Source organism: Sphingobium sp. PAMC28499 (assembly GCF_004795815.1).
In the GTDB taxonomy this organism is placed as follows: Bacteria; Pseudomonadota; Alphaproteobacteria; order Sphingomonadales; family Sphingomonadaceae; genus Sphingobium; species Sphingobium yanoikuyae.
The window spans coordinates 3903141-3921471 of sequence record NZ_CP039248.1; the positions used below are offsets into that span (position 1 = coordinate 3903141).

Sequence of the window (18331 nt, forward strand, 5' to 3'; positions counted from 1 at the left end):
TACCGCGAGACGGCGCCAAGGGCAAGAGGGCGGCGTTTCCGCTTAACTTCGCACATTTCCCGCACATTTTGAAATTCGCTTTCCTACTTGAGCAATTTTCGATCGCGGCTGACCCCGATGATAGCCGATCGCGAGCCGATAGGACAGGTCATTGGCCGACCAGCAGCGGATAGGGATTGACCGGCTGGCCACCATACCAGGGATCAGCCGGCGCCATGCGGTTGACGGCGAAATGGAGGTGCGGCGCGGCGGGATCCGCATTGCCGGTGCTGCCCACGGTCGCGATGCGCTGCCCGCGCCTGACCGCCTGCCCTTCGTGCAGGCCGGGCGCATAGCTGTCGAGATGGGCATAATAATAGAGGGTGTGCCCGTCGGGCGCGCGTTCATAAAGGGTGCGGCCACCCGCCTCGCTCCAGAAGATCTTCTCGATCCGGCCATCGGCAGCGGCCAGCACCGCCCTGCCCCGCGCCGCCATGATGTCGATCGCGTCATGCGGACGGGCGCCGCCTGCCCGCGCCTGGGTGAAGGTGTCGGTGAGCGCGGACGTCGGCACACCCTCCACCGGGATCAGCAGCGCACCGTCGCTGACGGCTGGCGGCGCGGATGCAGCGGATCGCACCGGCGCATCGGCCGGGACGATCCGCACGCAATAGCGGGCGAAGGCGATGCAGAGCAGCAGCGCGACCGCGATACCGCCCCACAGCCGGACATTCATGCCTGGAACTTGGCCTTGACGCCGCTCTTCACCATCTGCGCCAGCCGCGCGGCGTCCCAGTTGGTGAGGCGGATGCAGCCATGACTTTCGGTGCGGCCGATCAGTTGCGGTTCGGGCGTGCCATGGATGCCATAATGATCCTTGGACAGATCGATCCACACGACGCCGACCGGGCCTTTGGGACCGGGTTTCAGCACCGCCTTCTGATCCTTCGACGCGGCATCCCAGAACAGGTCGGGATTATAATGGAAGTCGGGATTGCGGCTGACGCCCTTGATCGTCCATTCGCCCAGCGGCAGCGGATCATGCTGCGACCCGGTGGTGACCGGAAATTGCGCGATCAAGCGGTTGTCCGCGCCATAGACCTTGAGCAGCCCTTCCGACTTGTCGACCACCAGATGGTCGGCCTGTGGCTGGTCCTTGGCGACGCCCAGGCTGGCGAGCGTTTCGCCCCAGCCACGCTCGTCGCCCTCGATCCGTGCCACCGGCTGATTGGCGATCGCCGGCACGCGGATGGTCACGCCGGCGGCGACCTTCGTATCGGGCGGGTTCAAGGCGGTCAGCACTTCGGGCGTGGTGTGGAAGCGCTCCGCCAGTTTTTCGAGCAGGTTGCGATAAGTGAGCGCGGGCAGGCTCGCCTGATTGTTCAGCCCCTTGGGAATGTCGAAGAAGGGCCCGCGGGCAAAACCATCAGGAATGCGCACCAGCCAGGTGGTCGGCTTCGCCTCCCCCTCCAGCAGTGCGGCCGCGGTCTTCTGGTCATAATCGCCGGTGACCGGCAGCTTGTTCGCCTCCTGGAAGCCACGCAAGGCCGCCTTGAAGCTCATCCCGTCCTTGCCGTCGATCACGCCGGGCGAGAAGCCCCAGCGATCGAGCGCCACCTGCGCCTGCAATATCTGGTTGGGCTGCCAGGGCTTGCCGCCAGGTTCCTCGACAACCTGGAATGCATAGGCGGCCGAGGGATCGGGCGCGGCCTGTGTCTGGTTGATCGGTGCCTGGTTGGTTGGCGCGGCTGGCTGGCTTTCATTGGCGTCGGTGGTCGACACATTGCAGGCCGCGCACAGCAGCGGCAGGCCGAGAAGACGATATTTCAAGGCGATACTCTCCCACATCATGGAAGAGACAACGCAGCAGGCGACGGAAAGCTGCCTGTGCCGCTGCGATCAGATGGCTTCGGCCTCCGCCTTGGCCTTCTCGCGCTCGCGTATCCCCTCCAGATCCCGGTCGAGGAAATAGTTGAGGAAGGTGCGGATGGCAGCGATCGCCCCGAGCTTGCCGATTTCCGCCCAGGTCGGAGCGATGCTGGTTTCGACGATATCGGCCGCAAGCTGGAAACTCAGTCCGGCGACCGCCCAGCGACCAAAGCTCATCCAGACCGGCATGAGCTTCGATTCGTCCGCCTTGAACAATAGCAGCCCCGTCAGGCCGATCGCGCCCTGAACCGAGCCGATGGCGATCGCCAGGATCGCCAGCAGATTGACCAGCAGCGCGACATATTCCGCCAATTGATGGACGAATTCTTCCAACGCCATGCCCAGCACCCCTTGCCCGATTGCGGGGATGCTGGCCCGGTGGCGGCCCTTTGCCTATCGGGATAAACCCGCGATTAGGCCCCGCCCAGCACCGACGCGAAGGCGGCGACGCCGGCCTTGGGCCCTTCGGGGTGATTCCACACCGTTCCGCTGACGGCCAGGAAGTCGGCACCTGCCGCAATCAGGGGGGCGGCATTGTCCGGCGTGATGCCGCCGATCGCGACGCAGGGCAGTTCGAACAGGGTGGTCCACCAGCCCAGGATCGACGGTTCGGCGCGGTGCGTCGTTTCCTTGGTCGTGGTCGGGTAGAAGGCGCCGAAGGCGACATAGTCGGCCCCCGCCTCGCCCGCTTCCATCGCCAGATGGCGGCTGTCGTGACAGGTCACGCCGATCTGCACCTTGGGACCAAGCTGCTTGCGCGCCTCGCGCGGGTCGCCATCCTCCTGCCCCAGATGGACCCCATCGGCGTTCAGCCGCTTGGCAAGGCCGATGCTGTCATTGATGATGAAGGCGACCTCGCGCTCGGCACAGAGCGCCTGGATCGGCCCGGCGAGCGCAGCGATGGCATGATCGTCGATGCCCTTCAGGCGCAGCTGGAAGGCGGCGACCTTGCCGCCGTCGAACGCCTGGGCGAGCTGATCGACGAAAGTCTCGTCAATCGCCGGCGGCGAAATCAGATAGAGTTGGCAAGCGGGGCGAAAGCCCTTTTCGAACTGCTCGGCAAAATGGGGGTCGAGCGCCAGTTCTTCGTCAGTGAAATCGGTCATGCGCGCCTTATAGCCGCTCGCGCGGCCGCGCCAAGTGCGGCTATGACCGCGATCACAATACCGAAGGATATTCCATGCGCCATGCTTTCGCCGCCCTGCTGCTCCTGTCCGCCGCGCCCGTGCTGGCGCAGGAGGCGCCGCGGCCGCGCGCACGGGAGGCAGGCGTGACCGTCGGCATCCTCCGGCCCGGCCCGCTCAACGCGATCACCGACGTTGCGGGGGTGAAGGTGGGCCAGGTGACCTTGCCGCGCAGCAAGAACGTTAACACCGGCGTCACCGCGATCCTGCCCCATGGCGGCAACCTGTTCCAGGACAAGGTGCCGGCCGGCTTCGTCGCCTATAATGCGTTCGGCAAGTTCATGGGATCGACCCAGGTGGCCGAACTGGGCGAGATCGAGACGCCGATCCTGCTGACCAATACGCTGAACGTGGCGGAGGCCGGCGCGGCTTCGGTCGAATGGACGCTGGCGCAGACCGGCAATGAGGAGGTGCGGTCGGTCAATGCCGTGGTCGGCGAGACCAATGATGGCATGCTCAACGACATTCGCGGGCGGCATGTGACTATTGCGGATGCCCGCCGCGCGATCGAGAGCGCCAGGGCCGGCGCGGTCGAGGAAGGCGTGGTGGGCGCCGGCACCGGCACGGTGGCCTTCGGCTTCAAGGCGGGGATCGGCACATCCTCCCGCAAGCTGCCGGCGGCGCTCGGCGGCTGGACCGTGGGCGTGCTGGTGCAGGCCAATTATGGCGGGGTGCTGACGATCGCGGGCGTGCCGGTGGGGGTGAAGCTTGGCCGCTATGACTATCGCCAGCAGGTCGAGGAAAAGAAGGCGGACGGATCGGTCGTGATCGTGATTGCGACCGATGCGCCGCTGTCCGACCGCAATCTGCGCCGCGTCGCCGAGCGCGCCTTTGGCGGCATTGCGCGAACCGGGTCCAGCTTCTCCAACGGGTCGGGCGACTATGCCATCGCCTTTTCCACCAGCGATGCGGTGCGGCGGACGGCAGCGAAGCGCAATGCCGTGGCGGCGGTCGACGACCTGCCCAATGACCGCATGTCGCCGCTGTTCCAGGCGACCATCGAGGCGACCGAGGAAGCGGTGTTGAACGCGCTGTTCAAGGCGCAGACCGTGGTCGGCAATCGTGGCACGGCAGAGGCACTGCCGCTCGACAAGGTGCTGCCTATGCTGAAGGGCAAGCCGTAAAGCGGAAGTGCTGCGCCCATTTCCGTTCGTTTCGAGCCTGGTCGAGAAACGCGAGCAGCGCGCTAGCCGCTTCTCGACACGCTCGAAGCGAACGGGTCGGGGTGCGGGTGTAGCAGGCCGAAAGCTGCGATGAAGGCGGCGGGATCGTCGAGCCGGTGGGCGAGGTAGCGGATCGTGCGCCGCCCTGACTTGGCCGGTGGGTCGAGCGCGATGACCATGTTGGGGTGGGCCACCAGCGCGCCGTTGAACAGGCCCGCCGCCTTGAGGTCGGCCAGGGTCCAGTCGTCGCATGGCCCCGCGACTTGCGGCCAGGGGATGGAAAGGCTGCGCAGCGTACCGACGGGCCAGACCAGGCCGTCCGGGCCGATCCGCACCGGATGGTCGCGGAAGGATCGGATGAAGAGGATGAACCAGGCGATCATGGCGAGGCTCAGCAGGGAGAGGATGACCGCCGCGCGCGGGCTCCACAGCGCGACCAGCAGATGGACCACGGACGTCTCGACGACCATCAGGCCCAGTAGAATCCAGAGCATCGGCGCGACCGCGCGATGATAGGAAAAGGCGGCGCCGGCGGGACTTTCCCCCTGCCCGGCGCCGTCCATATGCGTCAGGCCGCAACCGGGGTCTTGGTGGCCGAAGCGGCGTAGATTTCGTCGATGGCACCGCCCAGCGACGCGTTGAATTCGTCGTCGCTCATCTGGTGACGCAGGTCGTTCAGCAGCGCGCGGCTGAAGCTGGCGATGATGCCGCGATTCTTGGCCAGTTCGGCGCAGGCTTCGGTGCGGCTGAAGCCACCCGACAGGGCGACGACGCGCAGCACCTTGGGATGATCGACCAGCGGATCGAACAGGCCGGCCTTGGCGGGCAGCGAGAGCTTGAGCATCACCTGCTCGCCTTCGGGCAAGGCGTCGAGCTGCTTGAGGATTTCCTCGAGCAGGATCTGGTCGGCCTCGGCGCGTTCGGGCGACTTGATGTTCACTTCCGGCTCGATGATCGGCATCAGGCCGCCGGCCAGCACTTGGCGGCCGACTTCGAACTGCTGCGCGACCACGGCGGCAATGCCCTCACGGTTGGCGAGGTTGACGACCGAGCGTTCCTTGGTGCCGAACACGCCCAGGCCCTTGGCGCGGGCGAGCAGCGCGTCGAGTTCGGGCATCGGCTTCATCAGCTGCACGCCGTTCGCCTCATCCTCCAGCCCCTTGTCGATCTTGATGAAGGGCACCACGCCGCGTTCGAGCAGCGCGGTCGGGGTCGGCTTGCCGTCGACGGTGCCGTCCATGGTGCGCTCAAACAGGATCGCGCCCAGCACCTTGTCACCAGTGAAGGCGGGCGAGGTGATGACGCGGCTGCGCATCGCATGGATCAGGCCGAACATCTCCTCGTCATTGCTCCAGGCGCTTTCCTCGACGCCATAGCCCTTGAGCGCCTTGGGCGTCGAACCGCCGCTCTGGTCGAGCGCGGCGATAAAGCCCTGACCGTCGGAAACCTTCTTGACCATGTCCTGATCCAGCATCTGCACATACCTTCTCTTGGGGCGCGCCGCCCCCTCGGCAGCGCGGAAAGATGGAAGCCATCGGGCGAACCCGAGGGCATGACTGTAGCGCGCCGTCAGGCCCGCCGGTATCCGGGCTGTTAGCTAGTCCCATGTCGCACCGCAAGATGCTTGCCCCCGCGCGGCGACGGGGCGGCCGCCAATATCGTTGGCGCGTGCGAAAGTGCCTGATAGGCTGTGGCCAAAGGTCTGAATCGGGGGAAGAATGGGGATCGGGAAGATGCGGCCCGTCATGGCGGCCGCGCTGATACTGGGGCTGATCGATATCGGGGTGGCGCAGGCGGCGACCAAGCCGGTCGTCGGCGAGATGGCGCCGGATTTCGAGCTGACGCTGATCGACGGCAGCAAAGTGACGCTGGCGGAACTGAAGGGCCAGGTGGTGCTGCTCAATTTCTGGGCGACCTGGTGCGTACCGTGTCGCAAGGAATTACCGACGCTCGACAGCTATTATGGGCTCCAGAAGAAACATGGGCTGAAAGTCTTCGCGATAACGACCGAAGGATCGGTGCCGATCGCGCAGCTGAAGCAATTGTTCGCGGCGATGCACATCCCGTCGGCCAAAAGGATCAAGGGGCCTTATGGCCCACTGACCGGGGTGCCGACCAATTTCGTCATCGATCGGGCGGGCCGGCTGCGCTACGCCAAGTCCGGCGCGTTCGAGCTGGATGATCTCAATGCGCTGCTGGTGCCCTTGCTGAACGAACAGCCGCCCGCCTGAGGCGATTTTCCGTTGCATTGCACAATGAAATTTCCGTCATCCGGTTGAAAGCCGGCCTGGGGGTGACCATTAGGGCGGCATGACCCATTCTGCCGCCCTGCCCCTGCCGCGCGATGATGCGCCCCTGTCCCGCTTTGCCATATTGCTGATGGCGGTCGCGTGCGGGACGATGGTCGCCAACCTCTATTATGCCCAGACGCTGATCGACGTGATCGGGCCGGAGATCGGCATGTCGGCCGGGGTCGCGGGCCTCATCACCACGCTGACGCAGCTTGGCTATGGCCTGGGCATCATCCTGGTGGTGCCGCTGGCCGACCTGTTCGAAAACCGGCGGATCGTGCTGATTTCGGCGGTGGCAACGGTGCTGGGCTGTATCGCCATCGCCCTGTCCAACGGCCCCGCGACCTTCCTGATCGCGTCGGTCATGACCGGCGTCGGTGCGACCGGTGTGCAGGTGCTGATCCCCCTCGCCTCCCACCTCGCCCCGCCCGAGCGACAGGGCCGCGTCGTCGGCACGGTGATGAGCGGGTTGTTGTTCGGCATCATGCTGTCGCGGCCGATCGCCAGCTTCCTTGCTGGTTCGATGGGCTGGCGTGCGACCTTCCTGCTGTCGGCCGGGGTGATTGCGTTGGTCGCGATCGCGCTGCTGATCGCCTGTCCGCAGCGCCGGCCCAAGGGGGGCATGCATTATGGCGAAGTGCTTAGCTCCACCTTCTCGCAGCTCGGCAAATATCGCGTGGTGCGGATGCGCGCCTTCTACCAGGCGTCGATGTTCGCGGCGTTCAACCTGTTCTGGACCGCCGCGCCGCTGAGCCTGATCCATGACTTTGGCCTAGGCCATAATGGCATCGGCGCCTTTGCGCTGGCAGGTGCCGGCGGCGCGCTGGTGGCCCCGGTGGCGGGCTGGCTGGCCGACCGACGGCTCACCGGCCCGGCCTCGCTCGGCGCGCTGATCGCACTTTCGATCGGTTTCCTGCTGGCGGACTGGACCGTGGCGGCCGGCAGCCTGATCGGCTTCACCATCATGGCGGTGCTGATCGATGCGGCGGTGCAGGTCAGCCAGATCACCGGGCAGAAGCTGATCTTCTCGCTCGATCCCCATGCCCGCGGCCGGATCAACGCAGCCTATATGACGGTGATGTTCGTGGTCGGCGCGCTGGGATCGGTGATCGGATCGACCACCTATGAAGCGGGTGGCTGGAGCCTGAGCGCGATCGCCGGTGCGGCGATCGGCGGCGTGGCCGCGCTGGTCTTCATCCTGTTCGACCGGGGCGCCAGCGCCACGCGCTGACACCCCTGCCGTCAAAAGACTTAGGCGTAGAGCGCCTTCACGCCCGGCAGTTCCTTGCCTTCCATCCATTCGAGGAAGGCGCCGCCGGCGGTCGAGATGAAGGTGAAGTCGGCGGCCGCGCCGGCATGGTTGAGCGCGGCGACGGTGTCGCCACCGCCCGCGACCGAGACCAGCTGGCCTTCCTTCGTGAGCGCCGCTGCGGTCTTGGCAAGGGCGACGGTCGCCGCGTCGAAGGGCGCGATCTCGAACGCACCGAGCGGGCCGTTCCACACCAGGGTGCGGCAGTTCTTGAGCGCATCGCCCAGCGCCTCGACCGCAGCCGGGCCGACGTCGAGGATCATCTCGTCTTCCGCGACTTCATGGACGTTGCAGGTCCGGATCGACGGCGGGTTGGCGGCAAATTCCTTCGCCACGACCACGTCATAGGGCAGATGGATGATGCAGCCGGCTTCCTCGGCCTTGTCGAAGATGGCGTCCGCCGTGTCGGCCAGATCCTTTTCGCACAGCGACTTGCCGACATCGACGCCGCGGGCGTGGAGGAAGGTGTTGGCCATGCCGCCGCCGATGATCAGATGATCGACCTTGGTGACGAGATTGTTGAGCACGTCGAGCTTGGTCGACACCTTGGCGCCGCCGACGACGGCCGCGACCGGCTTGACCGGGGCACCGAGCGCAGCTTCGAGCGCGTCCAATTCCTTCTCCATCGAGCGGCCGGCGAAGGCGGGCAGCTTGTGGGCCAGCCCCTCGGTCGAGGCATGGGCGCGGTGCGCGGCGGAAAAGGCGTCGTTGACATAGAGGTCGCCAATCGCGGCGATCGCGTCGACCAGCGCGGGATCATTCTTTTCCTCGCCAGTATGGAAGCGGGTATTTTCGAGGATGGCGATGTCGCCGTTGCGCATCACCTTGATGCCGTCGGTCGCGGCCTCACCCTGGCAGTCGGGAATGAACTGCACCTCGCGGCCCAGCACCTGGGTCAGCGGACGGGTGATCTTGCTCAGCGAAAATTCCGGGTTCTTCTGGCCCTTGGGCCGGCCGAAATGGGCCAGGATCAGCACCTTGGCGCCACGATCGGCCAGTTCCAGGATAGTCGGCATCGCCGCGCGCAGACGGGTGTCGTCGCTGACCGAACCGTCCTGCATCGGCACGTTCAGATCCTCGCGCACCAGCACCACCTTGCCGGTGATGTCGCCCATGTCGTCGAGTGTCTTGAACGGCTTTGCCATGATCGCTCCTAGAATTTGGAATTATATCAGAAGAAAAACCCCGCCGGTTGATCCGGCGGGGCTGAGAAGGCTTAGAGGAACTTCGCCATGACACCCGAGGTGTCGATCATGCGGTTCGAGAAGCCCCATTCATTGTCGTACCAGCTGAGCACGCGGACCAGATTGCCCTCGATCACGGCCGTTTCCAGGCTGTCGACGGTCGAGCTGCGCGGATCGCCGTTGTAATCGATCGAGACCAGCGGCTCGTCCGAATAGCCCAGGATGCCCTTGAGCGGGCCGGATTCCGACGCAGCCTTGAGCAGGCCGTTGACTTCCTCGACCGTGGTGGCGCGGCTGGGGATGAACTTCAGGTCGACGACCGAGACGTTCGGGGTCGGCACGCGGACCGACGAACCGTCCAGCTTGCCCTTGAGCGCGGGCAGAACCTCACCCACGGCGCGGGCGGCACCGGTGGTGGTCGGGATCATCGACAGGGCAGCGGCGCGGGCGCGACGCATGTCCTTGTGGATCTGGTCCAGCGTGTTCTGGTCGTTGGTGTAGCTGTGGATCGTGGTCATGAAGCCGCGTTCGATGCCGATCGAATCGTTCAGCACCTTGGCAAGCGGCGCCAGGCAGTTGGTGGTGCAGCTGGCGTTCGAGATGATGATGTCGTCGGCGGTCAGCTCGTCATGGTTGACACCGAAGACGACAGTCTTGTCGACGTTGGTGCCCGGTGCCGAGATGACGACGCGCTTGGCGCCGGCGGTCAGGTGGGCGCCGGCCTTGTCCTTGCTGGTGAAGATGCCGGTGCATTCCAGGGCGATTTCGACGCCCAGTTCGGCGTGCGGCAGATTGGCGGGATCGCGCTCTGCCGTCACCTTGATCTTCTTGCCGTCGACCACCAGGAAATCGCCGTCGACGCTGACTTCGCCAGCCCAGTTGCCATGGACCGAGTCGCGCTTGAACAGCAGGGCATTGGCCTTGGCATCGCCCAGGTCGTTGATGCTCACCAGTTCCAGATCATGGTCGGTGCGCGAGAGGATGGCGCGCGCCACCAGACGACCGATGCGGCCGAAACCGTTGATTGCTACCTTCGTTGCCACTGCACTTGTCTCCCGGTTTGCGTGTAGGTCTTGGGCTCAGGCGCCGAGCGCGGCCTTGATCTGCGGAGCGATCTTGGCGGCGGTCAGGCCGAAATGGTCGTAGAGGACTTCGGCCGGAGCCGACGCGCCGAAGCTGTCGATGCCGAAGCGCAGGCCGTCAAGGCCGGTATAGCGTTCCCAGCCGAAGGTGGTGCCGGCCTCGATCGAGGCGCGCAGCACGCCGGCGGGCAGGATGTCGGCCTTGTAGGCGGCGTCCTGCGCGTCGAAATGGGCCCAGCTGGGCATCGAGACGACGTCGGCGCCGATGCCCTGTTCTTCCAGCGCCTTGGCGGTGGCGACGGCGATCTCGACTTCCGAACCGGTGGCGAGCAGCACGACCTTGCGATCGGCGGTCGCGGCGACCAGGCGATAGGCGCCCTTGGCCGACAGATTCTCAGCTTTTTCGAGGCGCAGCTGCGGCAGGTTCTGGCGGGTCAGCGCCAGCACCGACGGGCCGGTCGCATCCTTCAGTGCCAGTTCCCAGCACTCCGCCGTCTCGACGATGTCGGCCGGGCGATAGACGTCGAGGTTCGGGATCATGCGCATCGACATGACATGCTCGATCGGCTGGTGGGTCGGGCCGTCTTCGCCCAGACCGATCGAGTCATGGGTAAGGACATGGATCACCCGCTGTTCCTGCAGCGCGGCGAGGCGGATGCCGGCGCGCATATAGTCGGAAAAGACCAGGAAGGTGCCGCCATAGGGGATCACGCCGCCATGCAGCGCCATGCCGTTCATCGCGCAGGCCATGCCAAATTCGCGAATGCCATAATAGACATAGCGGCCCGAGTAATCGTCACGGGTCAGCGGGCCGGTCGACTTGGTCTTGGTGTTGTTCGAGCCGGTAAGGTCGGCCGAGCCGCCGACGGTTTCGGGCAGCAGATCGTTGATCGCGCCCAGCGCCAGTTCGCTGGCCTTGCGGGTGGCGACCTTTTGCGGGTTGGCGATCAGGCTGTCGATATAGGCGTCCAGCGAGAAGCCGGCCGGCAGTTCGCCCGCCATACGGCGCGAAAATTCAGCGCTCTCCGAAGCATTTGCCAGGCGACCTTCCCAGGCCTTGCGAACATCACCGCCCTTGGCGCCGATTGCCTTCCAGGCGGCGTCGATGTCGGCGGGGACGACGAAGGGTTCGGCGGTCCAGCCCAGGAACTCGCGGGCGGCGGCGACTTCGGCCTCGCCCAGCGCCGAACCGTGGACGCCCGAGGTGCCGGCCTTGTTCGGCGCGCCATAGCCGATCTTGGTGGCGCAGGCGATCAGCGAGGGACGCGGATCGGCCAGCGCTTCGTCGATGGCGCGACGCACGTCGGCGACGTCATGGCCGTCGCACGACACGACATGCCAGCCGGTGGCGGCATAGCGGGCGCGGACATCTTCGTTGCTCGACAGGTCGACGGCGCCGTCGATGGTGATCTTGTTATCGTCCCACAGCACGATCAGGCGCGACAGGTTGAGGTGACCGGCGAGGCCGATCGCCTCATGGTTGATGCCTTCCATCAGGCAGCCGTCGCCGGCGATCACCCAGGTGTGGTGATCGACCAGATCATCGCCGAACTCGGCATTCAGGTGACGCTCGGCAATCGCCATGCCGACGGCGGTGGCGAGGCCCGAACCCAGCGGGCCGGTGGTCGCTTCGACCCCTGCCAGCTCGAAATTCTCCGGGTGGCCGGCGCAGGGGCTGCTGAGCTGGCGGAAGTTGCGAATGTCGTCCATCGTCGGACGGGCATAGCCGGTGAGGTTCAGCAGCGAGTAGATCAGCATCGAGCCATGGCCGGCCGACAGCACGAAGCGGTCGCGGTCGGCCCATTTCGGCGCGGCCGGATCGAACTTCACATAATCCTTGAACAGCACGGTGGCGACGTCAGCCATGCCCATCGGCATGCCGGGATGGCCGCTGTTGGCAGCCTGCACGGCGTCCATGGAAAGCGCCCGGATGGCGTTGGCGAGCTGCGTGTCGGAAACGGTCATAGCGGGAAGATGTCTTTCATGACTGGCATGGAACGGCCCGCGCGAACGGGCGAGTCGATTTGGGTTCCCTTTGTCGCGTCAATCCCCATGCGTCAACCGCAGGCGGGGCGTGGTGCGCGGCAAGCCGTCCAAACAGCGCTTTTGCAAGGCGAAAACATTGGCTATGCAGAAAATATGGCAAGCGACCGCATGATGCAGGCGATCGGCACGCTGGAGCGCGCGATCAGTCGGCTTGAACAGAATGTGGCCAGCCTTTCGCAGGCTGTCCCCCACGCCAATTCCGGCATCGACCAGATGGCCGCCCAGGCGGCATTGCAATCGCTGGACGACCTGATCGGAGAATTGCGAGGGCGCACCGATGGCTGAAATCATGCTGCAGATCGCCGGTCGCCCCTATCAGCTGCGCTGCCGCGATGGCGAGGAAGCGCATATGGCGCATCTGGCCCAGATCATCGAGGACAAGGCCTATCAGGCGCAGCGCAGCACGCCGGGCCTGACCGAGGTGCGCACCTTGCTGTTCGCGGCGCTGTTCATGGCGGACGAACTCAACGAACTGAAGCGCGCCGCAGCGGGCCGACAGGAGCAACTGGCGCTGGATGGCGATGACGAGCCGGCCGCCCGCGCGGTCGAGGCATTGGCCGCCCGCGTAGAAAAGCTGAGCGAGGCTCTTGCCGCCCGCGCCGCCGACGCCTAGATTGGCGGCGACGGGCACTGCCTGGTGCGAGCTTTAGCGAACATCCCTGAGGCGATAATCACATCCACGGGGGCTGTCCCTGGGCGGGCTCTGGCCCGATCTACATGGTCCCCACCTGACGTTGAGGCGTCAGAGGATATTCCAGCAAACGGCCAAGGCGGTCCCGTCACCCTGCCCCTACCAGCAAAGGCACCCCATGCCCGACGACAGTGATGCCGCCGACAAGTCGACCCTGCGCGCGATCGCCCGGCAGCGGCGGCGCAACTTCGTCGCCTCGCTCGACGCGCTGACCCACAGGCTGGCGTTCAAGGCCGTGCCCTCTCCGCTCGCCCAGCGCATCGCCGACGCGCAGGTGATCGCGCTCTACATGGCGCTGGATGACGAGGCGCCGGCGCAGCGTCTGGCTCCGCAACTGGGCGTGATGGGCAAGCAGGTGGCGTTGCCGCGCGTGCTCGATCGGCTGGGCAGCATGGACTTCCTGCTGTGGCGTCCCGAGGACCAGCTGTTCCCCGGCCTGTTCGGCACCAGCCACCCTGAGCCGTCAGGCGGTGCGGTGGTGCCGGATGTCATCATCGCGCCGCTGCTGGGTTTCGACCAGCGGATGAACCGCCTCGGTCAGGGCGGCGGCTATTATGACCGCGCCTTTGCCCGCCATCCCGATGCCTTGCGCGTCGGCCTTGCCTGGTCGGCGCAGGAACTGGATGATGTGCCGGCCGACCCATGGGATCTGCCGCTCGACATGATCCTGACCGAAACCGCCGTGATCGAGGCAGCCTGACCCCGATGAGCATCGACCCGCGCCATTATCATCAGCCCAGCTGGCGCAAGCCGGCCGGCATGTTCGCGATCCTGGGGCTGATCCTGGGCTGGGCCGTACTGGTCGGCAGCCTGTCGCCGCTGATCGGCCAGTTGCCGATGTGGGGCCAGGTGCCGGTCTATATTTTCCTGGGCCTGATCTGGATCTGGATCCTGCCGCTGCGGCGGCTGCTCGCCTGGATGGAAACGGGGCGCTGGCGTCAGGGTTAATCCCGATGCCCAGCCCATGGTGTTTCGCCTTATCCCTGAGCGTTAGGCGACCATAGCGGACGCATCGCGGCCATGCGCGATGCAGGCGGCTCGCCGGAAACGGGGGCAACGGCATGTCCATGCGCCAGTCACCAGCATCGGCCGCCCGTGTCGCGGACAGCCCCCTCCTGTCATCCTGCATTCTCCGGGCGGCGCCACCCCGCACCGGTCTCAAGCCATGTCCGGTGGCGGGCGCACAGTGCAACAGGAGGATCCGATGGTTCCATTGAGCAAGCGACTATTTGCCGAATGTTTCGGCACATTCTGGCTGGTGTTCGGCGGGTGCGGCAGCGCCGTGCTGGCGGCGGCCTTTCCCGATGTCGGCATCGGCCTGCTGGGCGTGGCGCTGGCCTTCGGCCTCACGGTGCTGACAATGGCCTTCTCCATCGGCCATATTTCGGGCTGCCACCTCAACCCGGCGGTGACGATCGGCCTGTGGGCCGGCGGGCGCTTCCCGGCCCGCGACATCGCCCCCTATATCGTCGTGCAACTGGTGGGCGCGGTGATCGCCGCGGCGCTGCTGCTGTTCATCGCCAGCGGCCAGCCGGGCTATGAGCTGGCGCCCAATGGCCTGGCGGTCAATGGCTATGGCCTGCATTCGCCGGGCGGCTACACGCTCGAATCAGGGCTGGCGATCGAGATGGTGCTGACCTTCGGCTTCCTGAGCGTGATCCTGGGTGCGACCGACAGCCGCGCGCCGGCGGGCTTTGCCCCGATCGCGATCGGCCTGGCGCTGACGCTGATCCACCTCATCAGCATCCCGGTCACCAACACGTCGGTCAATCCGGCGCGCAGCACCGGGCCGGCCCTGCTGGTCGGCGGCCTCGCGCTGCATCAGCTCTGGCTGTTCTGGGTTGCGCCGATCATCGGTGCGCTGGCCGCCGGTGGCGTCTATCGCTGGCTCGCCAACGAACCGCTGCCGCCGCATGTGACGGGCGAGCATCTCTGAGACGAATCGTCACGGGCCGATGCGGTTGGTGTCGGCCCGCTGGCCTGTATCGATATGAGGGAAAAAGGATCGCCTGGCGATCGGATCACTTCGGGAATGAAGTGGCGCGAGTGACGGGGCTCGAACCCGCGACCTCCGGCGTGACAGGCCGGCGCTCTAACCAACTGAGCTACACCCGCGCAGGGCGGCATCCTATCGTGACCCATGGTCACCAGATGATGCAAATCTGTTTACCTTCCGACTTTCCGGTCAGGGAAAGTGGCGCGAGTGACGGGGCTCGAACCCGCGACCTCCGGCGTGACAGGCCGGCGCTCTAACCAACTGAGCTACACCCGCGTTCGGTGTGGGCGGCCGTCTATGCGGGTCCGGCCAAGCTGTCAACCGTCCTCGCCATCAGTTTCTTCACTTGTTGCATTTTCTTTGCGACGGCTGACCGTCAGCGTCCCCTGTTCGAACAGGAAACCGGCGATGTCGGGCGTGCCGGCGGCGGCCACGACGGTCTGCACGATGATGAGCAACGGCACGCCGAGCAGCGCACCGGGCGTGCCCCAGACCCAGCCCCAGAAGGTCAGCGAGACGAGAATCAGCAGCGGGTTCATCGTCAGGCGACGGCCAAGGATGGTGGGCGTGATGACATTGGCCTCCACCAGATGGAAGCCGATCTGGAGAAAGGCGGGCAGCAGCGCCGTCCAGACATCGTCGAACACCATGAGGCCGCCCAGCGCCAGCAGCACGGCGGCCAGCATCGGGCCGAAATAGGGAATGAAGTTGAGCAATGCGACGATGCCACCCCACATCCAGGGCGATGGCATGCCGATCAGCCAGAGCGCCAGCGCCACGGCGAGCCCCAGACACAGGTTGATGGTGGCGATCGTCATCACATAAGCGGAGGTCGCGTCGACCACATTCTGGATCACCCGCGCGACCGCCATGGCGCCGTCGAAACTGCCCCGGCTGTTGATCGTGCGGCGGCGCAGCCGGGTCCAGCCGGCCAGGAAGAAATAGATGATGAGCAGGGCGAACACCATCTGGATGATCGCCGACGGGGCGGAGGTGGCCGCGAACTGCAGCAGCGATCCGGGCGTTTCCACCGCCGCCCTGTGCGCGACCGATGCCGGCCCCGCGACCAGCATCTGGACGGTTTCGTCAACGAATCGCTGGGCCTGGGAATAGAAATCGATGAGCGGCGCCAGTGTTGCCTGAATCTTGGGCAGGCGCTGGGGCAGGATGCGGAACCAGTCGGTCGCCGGCACCACGATCAGCACCAGCGCGGTGTTGGCGACACTGAGGAAGGCGACGACCGCCAGCAGCGCCGACAGGCCCGAGGGCAGCCCGCGCCGCTCCAGCCATTCGAGCAGCGGCACCAGCGCGATCGCGATCACCAGCGCGGCGGTCAGCGGCAGGAAGAATTCGGCGCCCGCACGCAGGGCGAAGGGCAAGGCCAGCAGCAGGCCGACGCCCGAGGACAAGGCGATCGATGCCAGCAAACGGTCGCGCCGCCGATTGACTTCCAGTTCCTCGTTGGTGGTCACGCCCGATCCGTCCCCTGTGCAGCAGCCCTGCCGCTCTGCACCCGGCGCTGCGGCCGGTCAAATGACATCGGCGAATCGCATCAGGAAGACGGCAAACAGGGGCTTAACCAAATATTGGGGAGACTGGCCGTAGGAGATGCGGACATTCGATAAGGGGGATATCGCATGGCAAGAAGCTTGATCGCGGGCCTGGGCCTGATCGCAGGCATGACCGCATCCTGGCAGGCCGGGGCGCAGGACATGCGGCTCGACAGCCGGACCTTCGTCGAACGGGTGCAGACCGACATTAATGGCCGCCCGCGCCGCACCATCGCCAATGCCGAACGCGCCATGTCGGGCGACCAGTTGATCGTCGTGGTCGACTGGCGCCATGAAGGCAGCCGGACGGCCCATGGGCTGACCGTGGTTCGCCAGGTGCCGCGCGGCACCCTGCTCGACCCGACCGATCCCGCCATGCAGGCATCGGTCGATGGCGGCGCCCATTGGGGTCGACTGGATCAATTATGGCTGCCGACGCCGCTGGGCGGTGTCCGCCACGCTACGCCCGAGGATATTACCCATATACGCTGGCGCCTGCCCGACAGCGTGGCACCGGGACAATCGGGACGGCTGACCTATCGGGCGCAGGTGCGCTGACGCAGACGGGACCGGGGCGACGTTGGCCGCCCCGGTCCCGTGCATTCATCAGCCCTCGAACAGCAGGACCGGCGTTTCCAGCAGCTTGCGCACGGCCTGGACGAAGCTCGCCGCATCCCAGCCGTCGACGACGCGATGGTCGCAGCTGATCGACAGGTTCATCAGCTTTGCCGCGACGATCTCCTTCCCCCGGAACATCGGCCGCTCAATCACGCGGTTGGGGCCGATGATCGCCACTTCGGGCCGGTTGATGACCGGGGTGGTGGCGATGCCGCCGAGCGGCCCCAGCGACGTCAGGGTCAGGGTGGAACCCGACAGTTCGGCCGAGGTCGCCTTGCCGCTGCGCGCGGCGTCGGCGAGGCGGCGGATCTCGGTCGCCAGCTGCCAGACATTCCTGTCCTGCGCGTCGCGGATCACCGGCACCATCAGCCCCGCGTCGGTCTGCGTCGCCATGCCAAGATGGACGGCGCCATGGCGCGTCACCACGCCCGCCTCGTCATCATAACGGGCGTTGAGCATGGGGAAGTCGGGCAGCGTCCTGCAGATCGCCACGATCAGCAGCGGCAGCATGGTGAGCTTGGGCCGATCGCCGCGATGGGCGTTGAGCTGTGCCCGCGCCTCCTCCAGCGCGGTGACGTCGATTTCCTCGACATAGGTGAAGTGGGGAATGTGGCGCTTGGACGCGGCCATATTCTCGGCAATGCGGCGGCGCATGCCGATCACCTTCACCTGCTCGTCGGCGCGCGGTGCCGTGCGGCCGGCCGGGCGATAGCCCTGCCCCGAACCGTAGAGCAGATAGGCGTCGAGATCGGCGTGGCGGATATGGTCGCCATGGGGCTTCACCAGGGCGAGGTCGATACCCAGTTCCCTGGCGCGTGCGCGGACGGCGGGGGACGCGAGGACGGGCGCGGCAGCATCAGTCCCCCACCCTTCCAGGGAGGGGTTAGGGGTGGGTACCGGCGAAGCCGGTGCTTCTGGCTCAACGGCAGGCAGCTCGCTTTGCTCGCCACCCACCCCCGGCCCCTCCCTTGAAGTGAGGGGAGCATCAATGGAGGCCTCGACCGTTTCGACCGTCGGCGCGGGTGCGGCAGACGCCCCCTCGCCTTCCGTCTCGATCTCGACCAGCATCGATCCGATCGACACCTGATCGCCCGGCTCGCCGGCCAGGCGGACGACGGTGCCCGCGACCGGGCTTTCCATCTCGACCGTCGCCTTGTCGGTCATCATGTCGGCGATCGGCTGGTCTTCTTCGACCCGGTCGCCGACCTTGACATGCCAGCCGACAATCTCCGCCTGCGCAATGCCTTCGCCGATGTCCGGCAGCTTGAAGGTGAATAGGGCCATCTTACTCTCCGTTCGTGTCGAGCGA

20 protein-coding genes and 2 tRNA genes are annotated in these 18331 nt (G+C 66.0%); 9 read left to right on the top strand and 13 right to left on the bottom strand.

Annotated elements, in window-relative coordinates:
* Nucleotides 1-148 precede the first annotated feature (148 nt).
* The 4 genes from E5554_RS18560 to thiE all read right to left on the bottom strand — a co-directional run bounded on the left by E5554_RS18560 (nt 149) and on the right by thiE (nt 3014).
* Nucleotides 149-715 carry a M23 family metallopeptidase gene (locus E5554_RS18560; RefSeq protein WP_136187692.1) on the bottom strand — a complete coding sequence of 189 codons (567 nt, stop codon included), beginning with the start codon at nt 713-715 and terminating at the stop codon, nt 149-151.
* Complete coding sequence (locus E5554_RS18565; RefSeq protein WP_136187693.1) at nt 712-1830, bottom strand: L,D-transpeptidase family protein; 1119 nt, start codon at nt 1828-1830, stop codon at nt 712-714. Before E5554_RS18565 ends, E5554_RS18560 begins: the two co-directional genes overlap by 4 nt.
* 48 nt (nt 1831-1878) lie before the next feature.
* Nucleotides 1879-2247, bottom strand: a complete 369-nt coding sequence (locus tag E5554_RS18570) for a DUF1622 domain-containing protein (RefSeq protein WP_004211722.1) — start codon at nt 2245-2247, stop codon at nt 1879-1881.
* 74 nt (nt 2248-2321) lie between these two features.
* Nucleotides 2322-3014 carry a thiamine phosphate synthase gene (gene thiE / locus E5554_RS18575; RefSeq protein WP_010337227.1) on the bottom strand — a complete coding sequence of 231 codons (693 nt, stop codon included), beginning with the start codon at nt 3012-3014 and terminating at the stop codon, nt 2322-2324.
* Between the two features lie 74 nt (nt 3015-3088).
* Here thiE and E5554_RS18580 point away from each other — a divergent pair, with 74 nt between their 5' ends.
* Nucleotides 3089-4216 (top strand): P1 family peptidase, encoded by a 1128-nt coding sequence (locus E5554_RS18580; protein WP_136187694.1) that lies wholly within the window; start codon nt 3089-3091, stop codon nt 4214-4216.
* Between the two features lie 62 nt (nt 4217-4278).
* Here the strand turns inward: E5554_RS18580 and E5554_RS18585 are convergent, their stop codons facing one another.
* Nucleotides 4279-4818 carry a hypothetical protein gene (locus E5554_RS18585; RefSeq protein ID WP_136187695.1) on the bottom strand — a complete coding sequence of 180 codons (540 nt, stop codon included), beginning with the start codon at nt 4816-4818 and terminating at the stop codon, nt 4279-4281.
* A 5-nt stretch (nt 4819-4823) separates the two neighbouring features.
* On the bottom strand, nt 4824-5729 hold the full coding sequence (locus E5554_RS18590) for a fructose bisphosphate aldolase (RefSeq protein WP_136188409.1): 906 nt from the start codon (nt 5727-5729) through the stop codon (nt 4824-4826).
* A gap of 259 nt (nt 5730-5988) precedes the next feature.
* Between E5554_RS18590 and E5554_RS18595 the strand changes: the two genes are divergently transcribed.
* On the top strand, nt 5989-6486 hold the full coding sequence (locus E5554_RS18595) for a TlpA disulfide reductase family protein (RefSeq protein ID WP_210729768.1): 498 nt from the start codon (nt 5989-5991) through the stop codon (nt 6484-6486).
* A gap of 79 nt (nt 6487-6565) precedes the next feature.
* On the top strand, nt 6566-7777 hold the full coding sequence (locus E5554_RS18600) for an MFS transporter (protein ID WP_048937341.1): 1212 nt from the start codon (nt 6566-6568) through the stop codon (nt 7775-7777).
* 20 nt (nt 7778-7797) lie between these two features.
* On the opposite strand, the gene E5554_RS18605 is transcribed toward E5554_RS18600, so the two are convergent.
* The 3 genes from E5554_RS18605 to tkt all read right to left on the bottom strand — a co-directional run bounded on the left by E5554_RS18605 (nt 7798) and on the right by tkt (nt 12086).
* Nucleotides 7798-9000 (bottom strand): phosphoglycerate kinase, encoded by a 1203-nt coding sequence (locus E5554_RS18605; RefSeq protein WP_136187697.1) that lies wholly within the window; start codon nt 8998-9000, stop codon nt 7798-7800.
* Nucleotides 9001-9071: 71 nt separating this feature from the next.
* On the bottom strand, nt 9072-10082 hold the full coding sequence (gap, locus tag E5554_RS18610) for a type I glyceraldehyde-3-phosphate dehydrogenase (protein WP_004211711.1): 1011 nt from the start codon (nt 10080-10082) through the stop codon (nt 9072-9074).
* A gap of 36 nt (nt 10083-10118) precedes the next feature.
* On the bottom strand, nt 10119-12086 hold the full coding sequence (gene tkt, locus E5554_RS18615; protein ID WP_136187698.1) for a transketolase: 1968 nt from the start codon (nt 12084-12086) through the stop codon (nt 10119-10121).
* Between the two features lie 18 nt (nt 12087-12104).
* On the opposite strand from tkt, the gene E5554_RS18620 reads away from it, so the two are divergent.
* From E5554_RS18620 to aqpZ, 5 genes are all read left to right on the top strand, one after another.
* A complete protein-coding gene (locus E5554_RS18620; RefSeq protein WP_168708658.1) occupies nt 12105-12452 on the top strand; it encodes a hypothetical protein in 348 nt (115 codons plus the stop codon).
* Nucleotides 12445-12780, top strand: coding sequence for a cell division protein ZapA (locus E5554_RS18625; RefSeq protein WP_004211707.1), 336 nt, complete (start codon nt 12445-12447; stop codon nt 12778-12780). Before E5554_RS18620 ends, E5554_RS18625 begins: the two co-directional genes overlap by 8 nt.
* A gap of 196 nt (nt 12781-12976) precedes the next feature.
* Nucleotides 12977-13558: a 5-formyltetrahydrofolate cyclo-ligase gene (locus tag E5554_RS18630; protein WP_004211706.1), complete on the top strand. Its 582-nt coding sequence runs from the start codon at nt 12977-12979 to the stop codon at nt 13556-13558.
* A gap of 5 nt (nt 13559-13563) precedes the next feature.
* A complete protein-coding gene (locus tag E5554_RS18635) occupies nt 13564-13806 on the top strand; it encodes a DUF2842 domain-containing protein (RefSeq protein WP_010337236.1) in 243 nt (80 codons plus the stop codon).
* A gap of 256 nt (nt 13807-14062) precedes the next feature.
* Complete coding sequence (aqpZ, locus tag E5554_RS18640) at nt 14063-14794, top strand: aquaporin Z (RefSeq protein ID WP_026109314.1); 732 nt, start codon at nt 14063-14065, stop codon at nt 14792-14794.
* Nucleotides 14795-14896: 102 nt separating this feature from the next.
* Here aqpZ and E5554_RS18645 read toward each other — a convergent pair.
* The 3 genes from E5554_RS18645 to E5554_RS18655 all read right to left on the bottom strand — a co-directional run bounded on the left by E5554_RS18645 (nt 14897) and on the right by E5554_RS18655 (nt 16326).
* Nucleotides 14897-14973: transfer RNA gene (locus E5554_RS18645), tRNA-Asp, on the bottom strand.
* 80 nt (nt 14974-15053) lie between these two features.
* Nucleotides 15054-15130 (bottom strand) — tRNA-Asp (locus E5554_RS18650).
* A gap of 41 nt (nt 15131-15171) precedes the next feature.
* Nucleotides 15172-16326 carry an AI-2E family transporter gene (locus tag E5554_RS18655; protein ID WP_136187700.1) on the bottom strand — a complete coding sequence of 385 codons (1155 nt, stop codon included), beginning with the start codon at nt 16324-16326 and terminating at the stop codon, nt 15172-15174.
* 165 nt (nt 16327-16491) lie between these two features.
* Between E5554_RS18655 and E5554_RS18660 the strand changes: the two genes are divergently transcribed.
* Complete coding sequence (locus E5554_RS18660) at nt 16492-16962, top strand: hypothetical protein (protein WP_210729769.1); 471 nt, start codon at nt 16492-16494, stop codon at nt 16960-16962.
* Nucleotides 16963-17010: 48 nt separating this feature from the next.
* Here the strand turns inward: E5554_RS18660 and E5554_RS18665 are convergent, their stop codons facing one another.
* Nucleotides 17011-18306, bottom strand: a complete 1296-nt coding sequence (locus tag E5554_RS18665; protein WP_136187701.1) for a dihydrolipoamide acetyltransferase family protein — start codon at nt 18304-18306, stop codon at nt 17011-17013.
* Between the last annotated feature and the right edge of the window lie 25 nt (nt 18307-18331).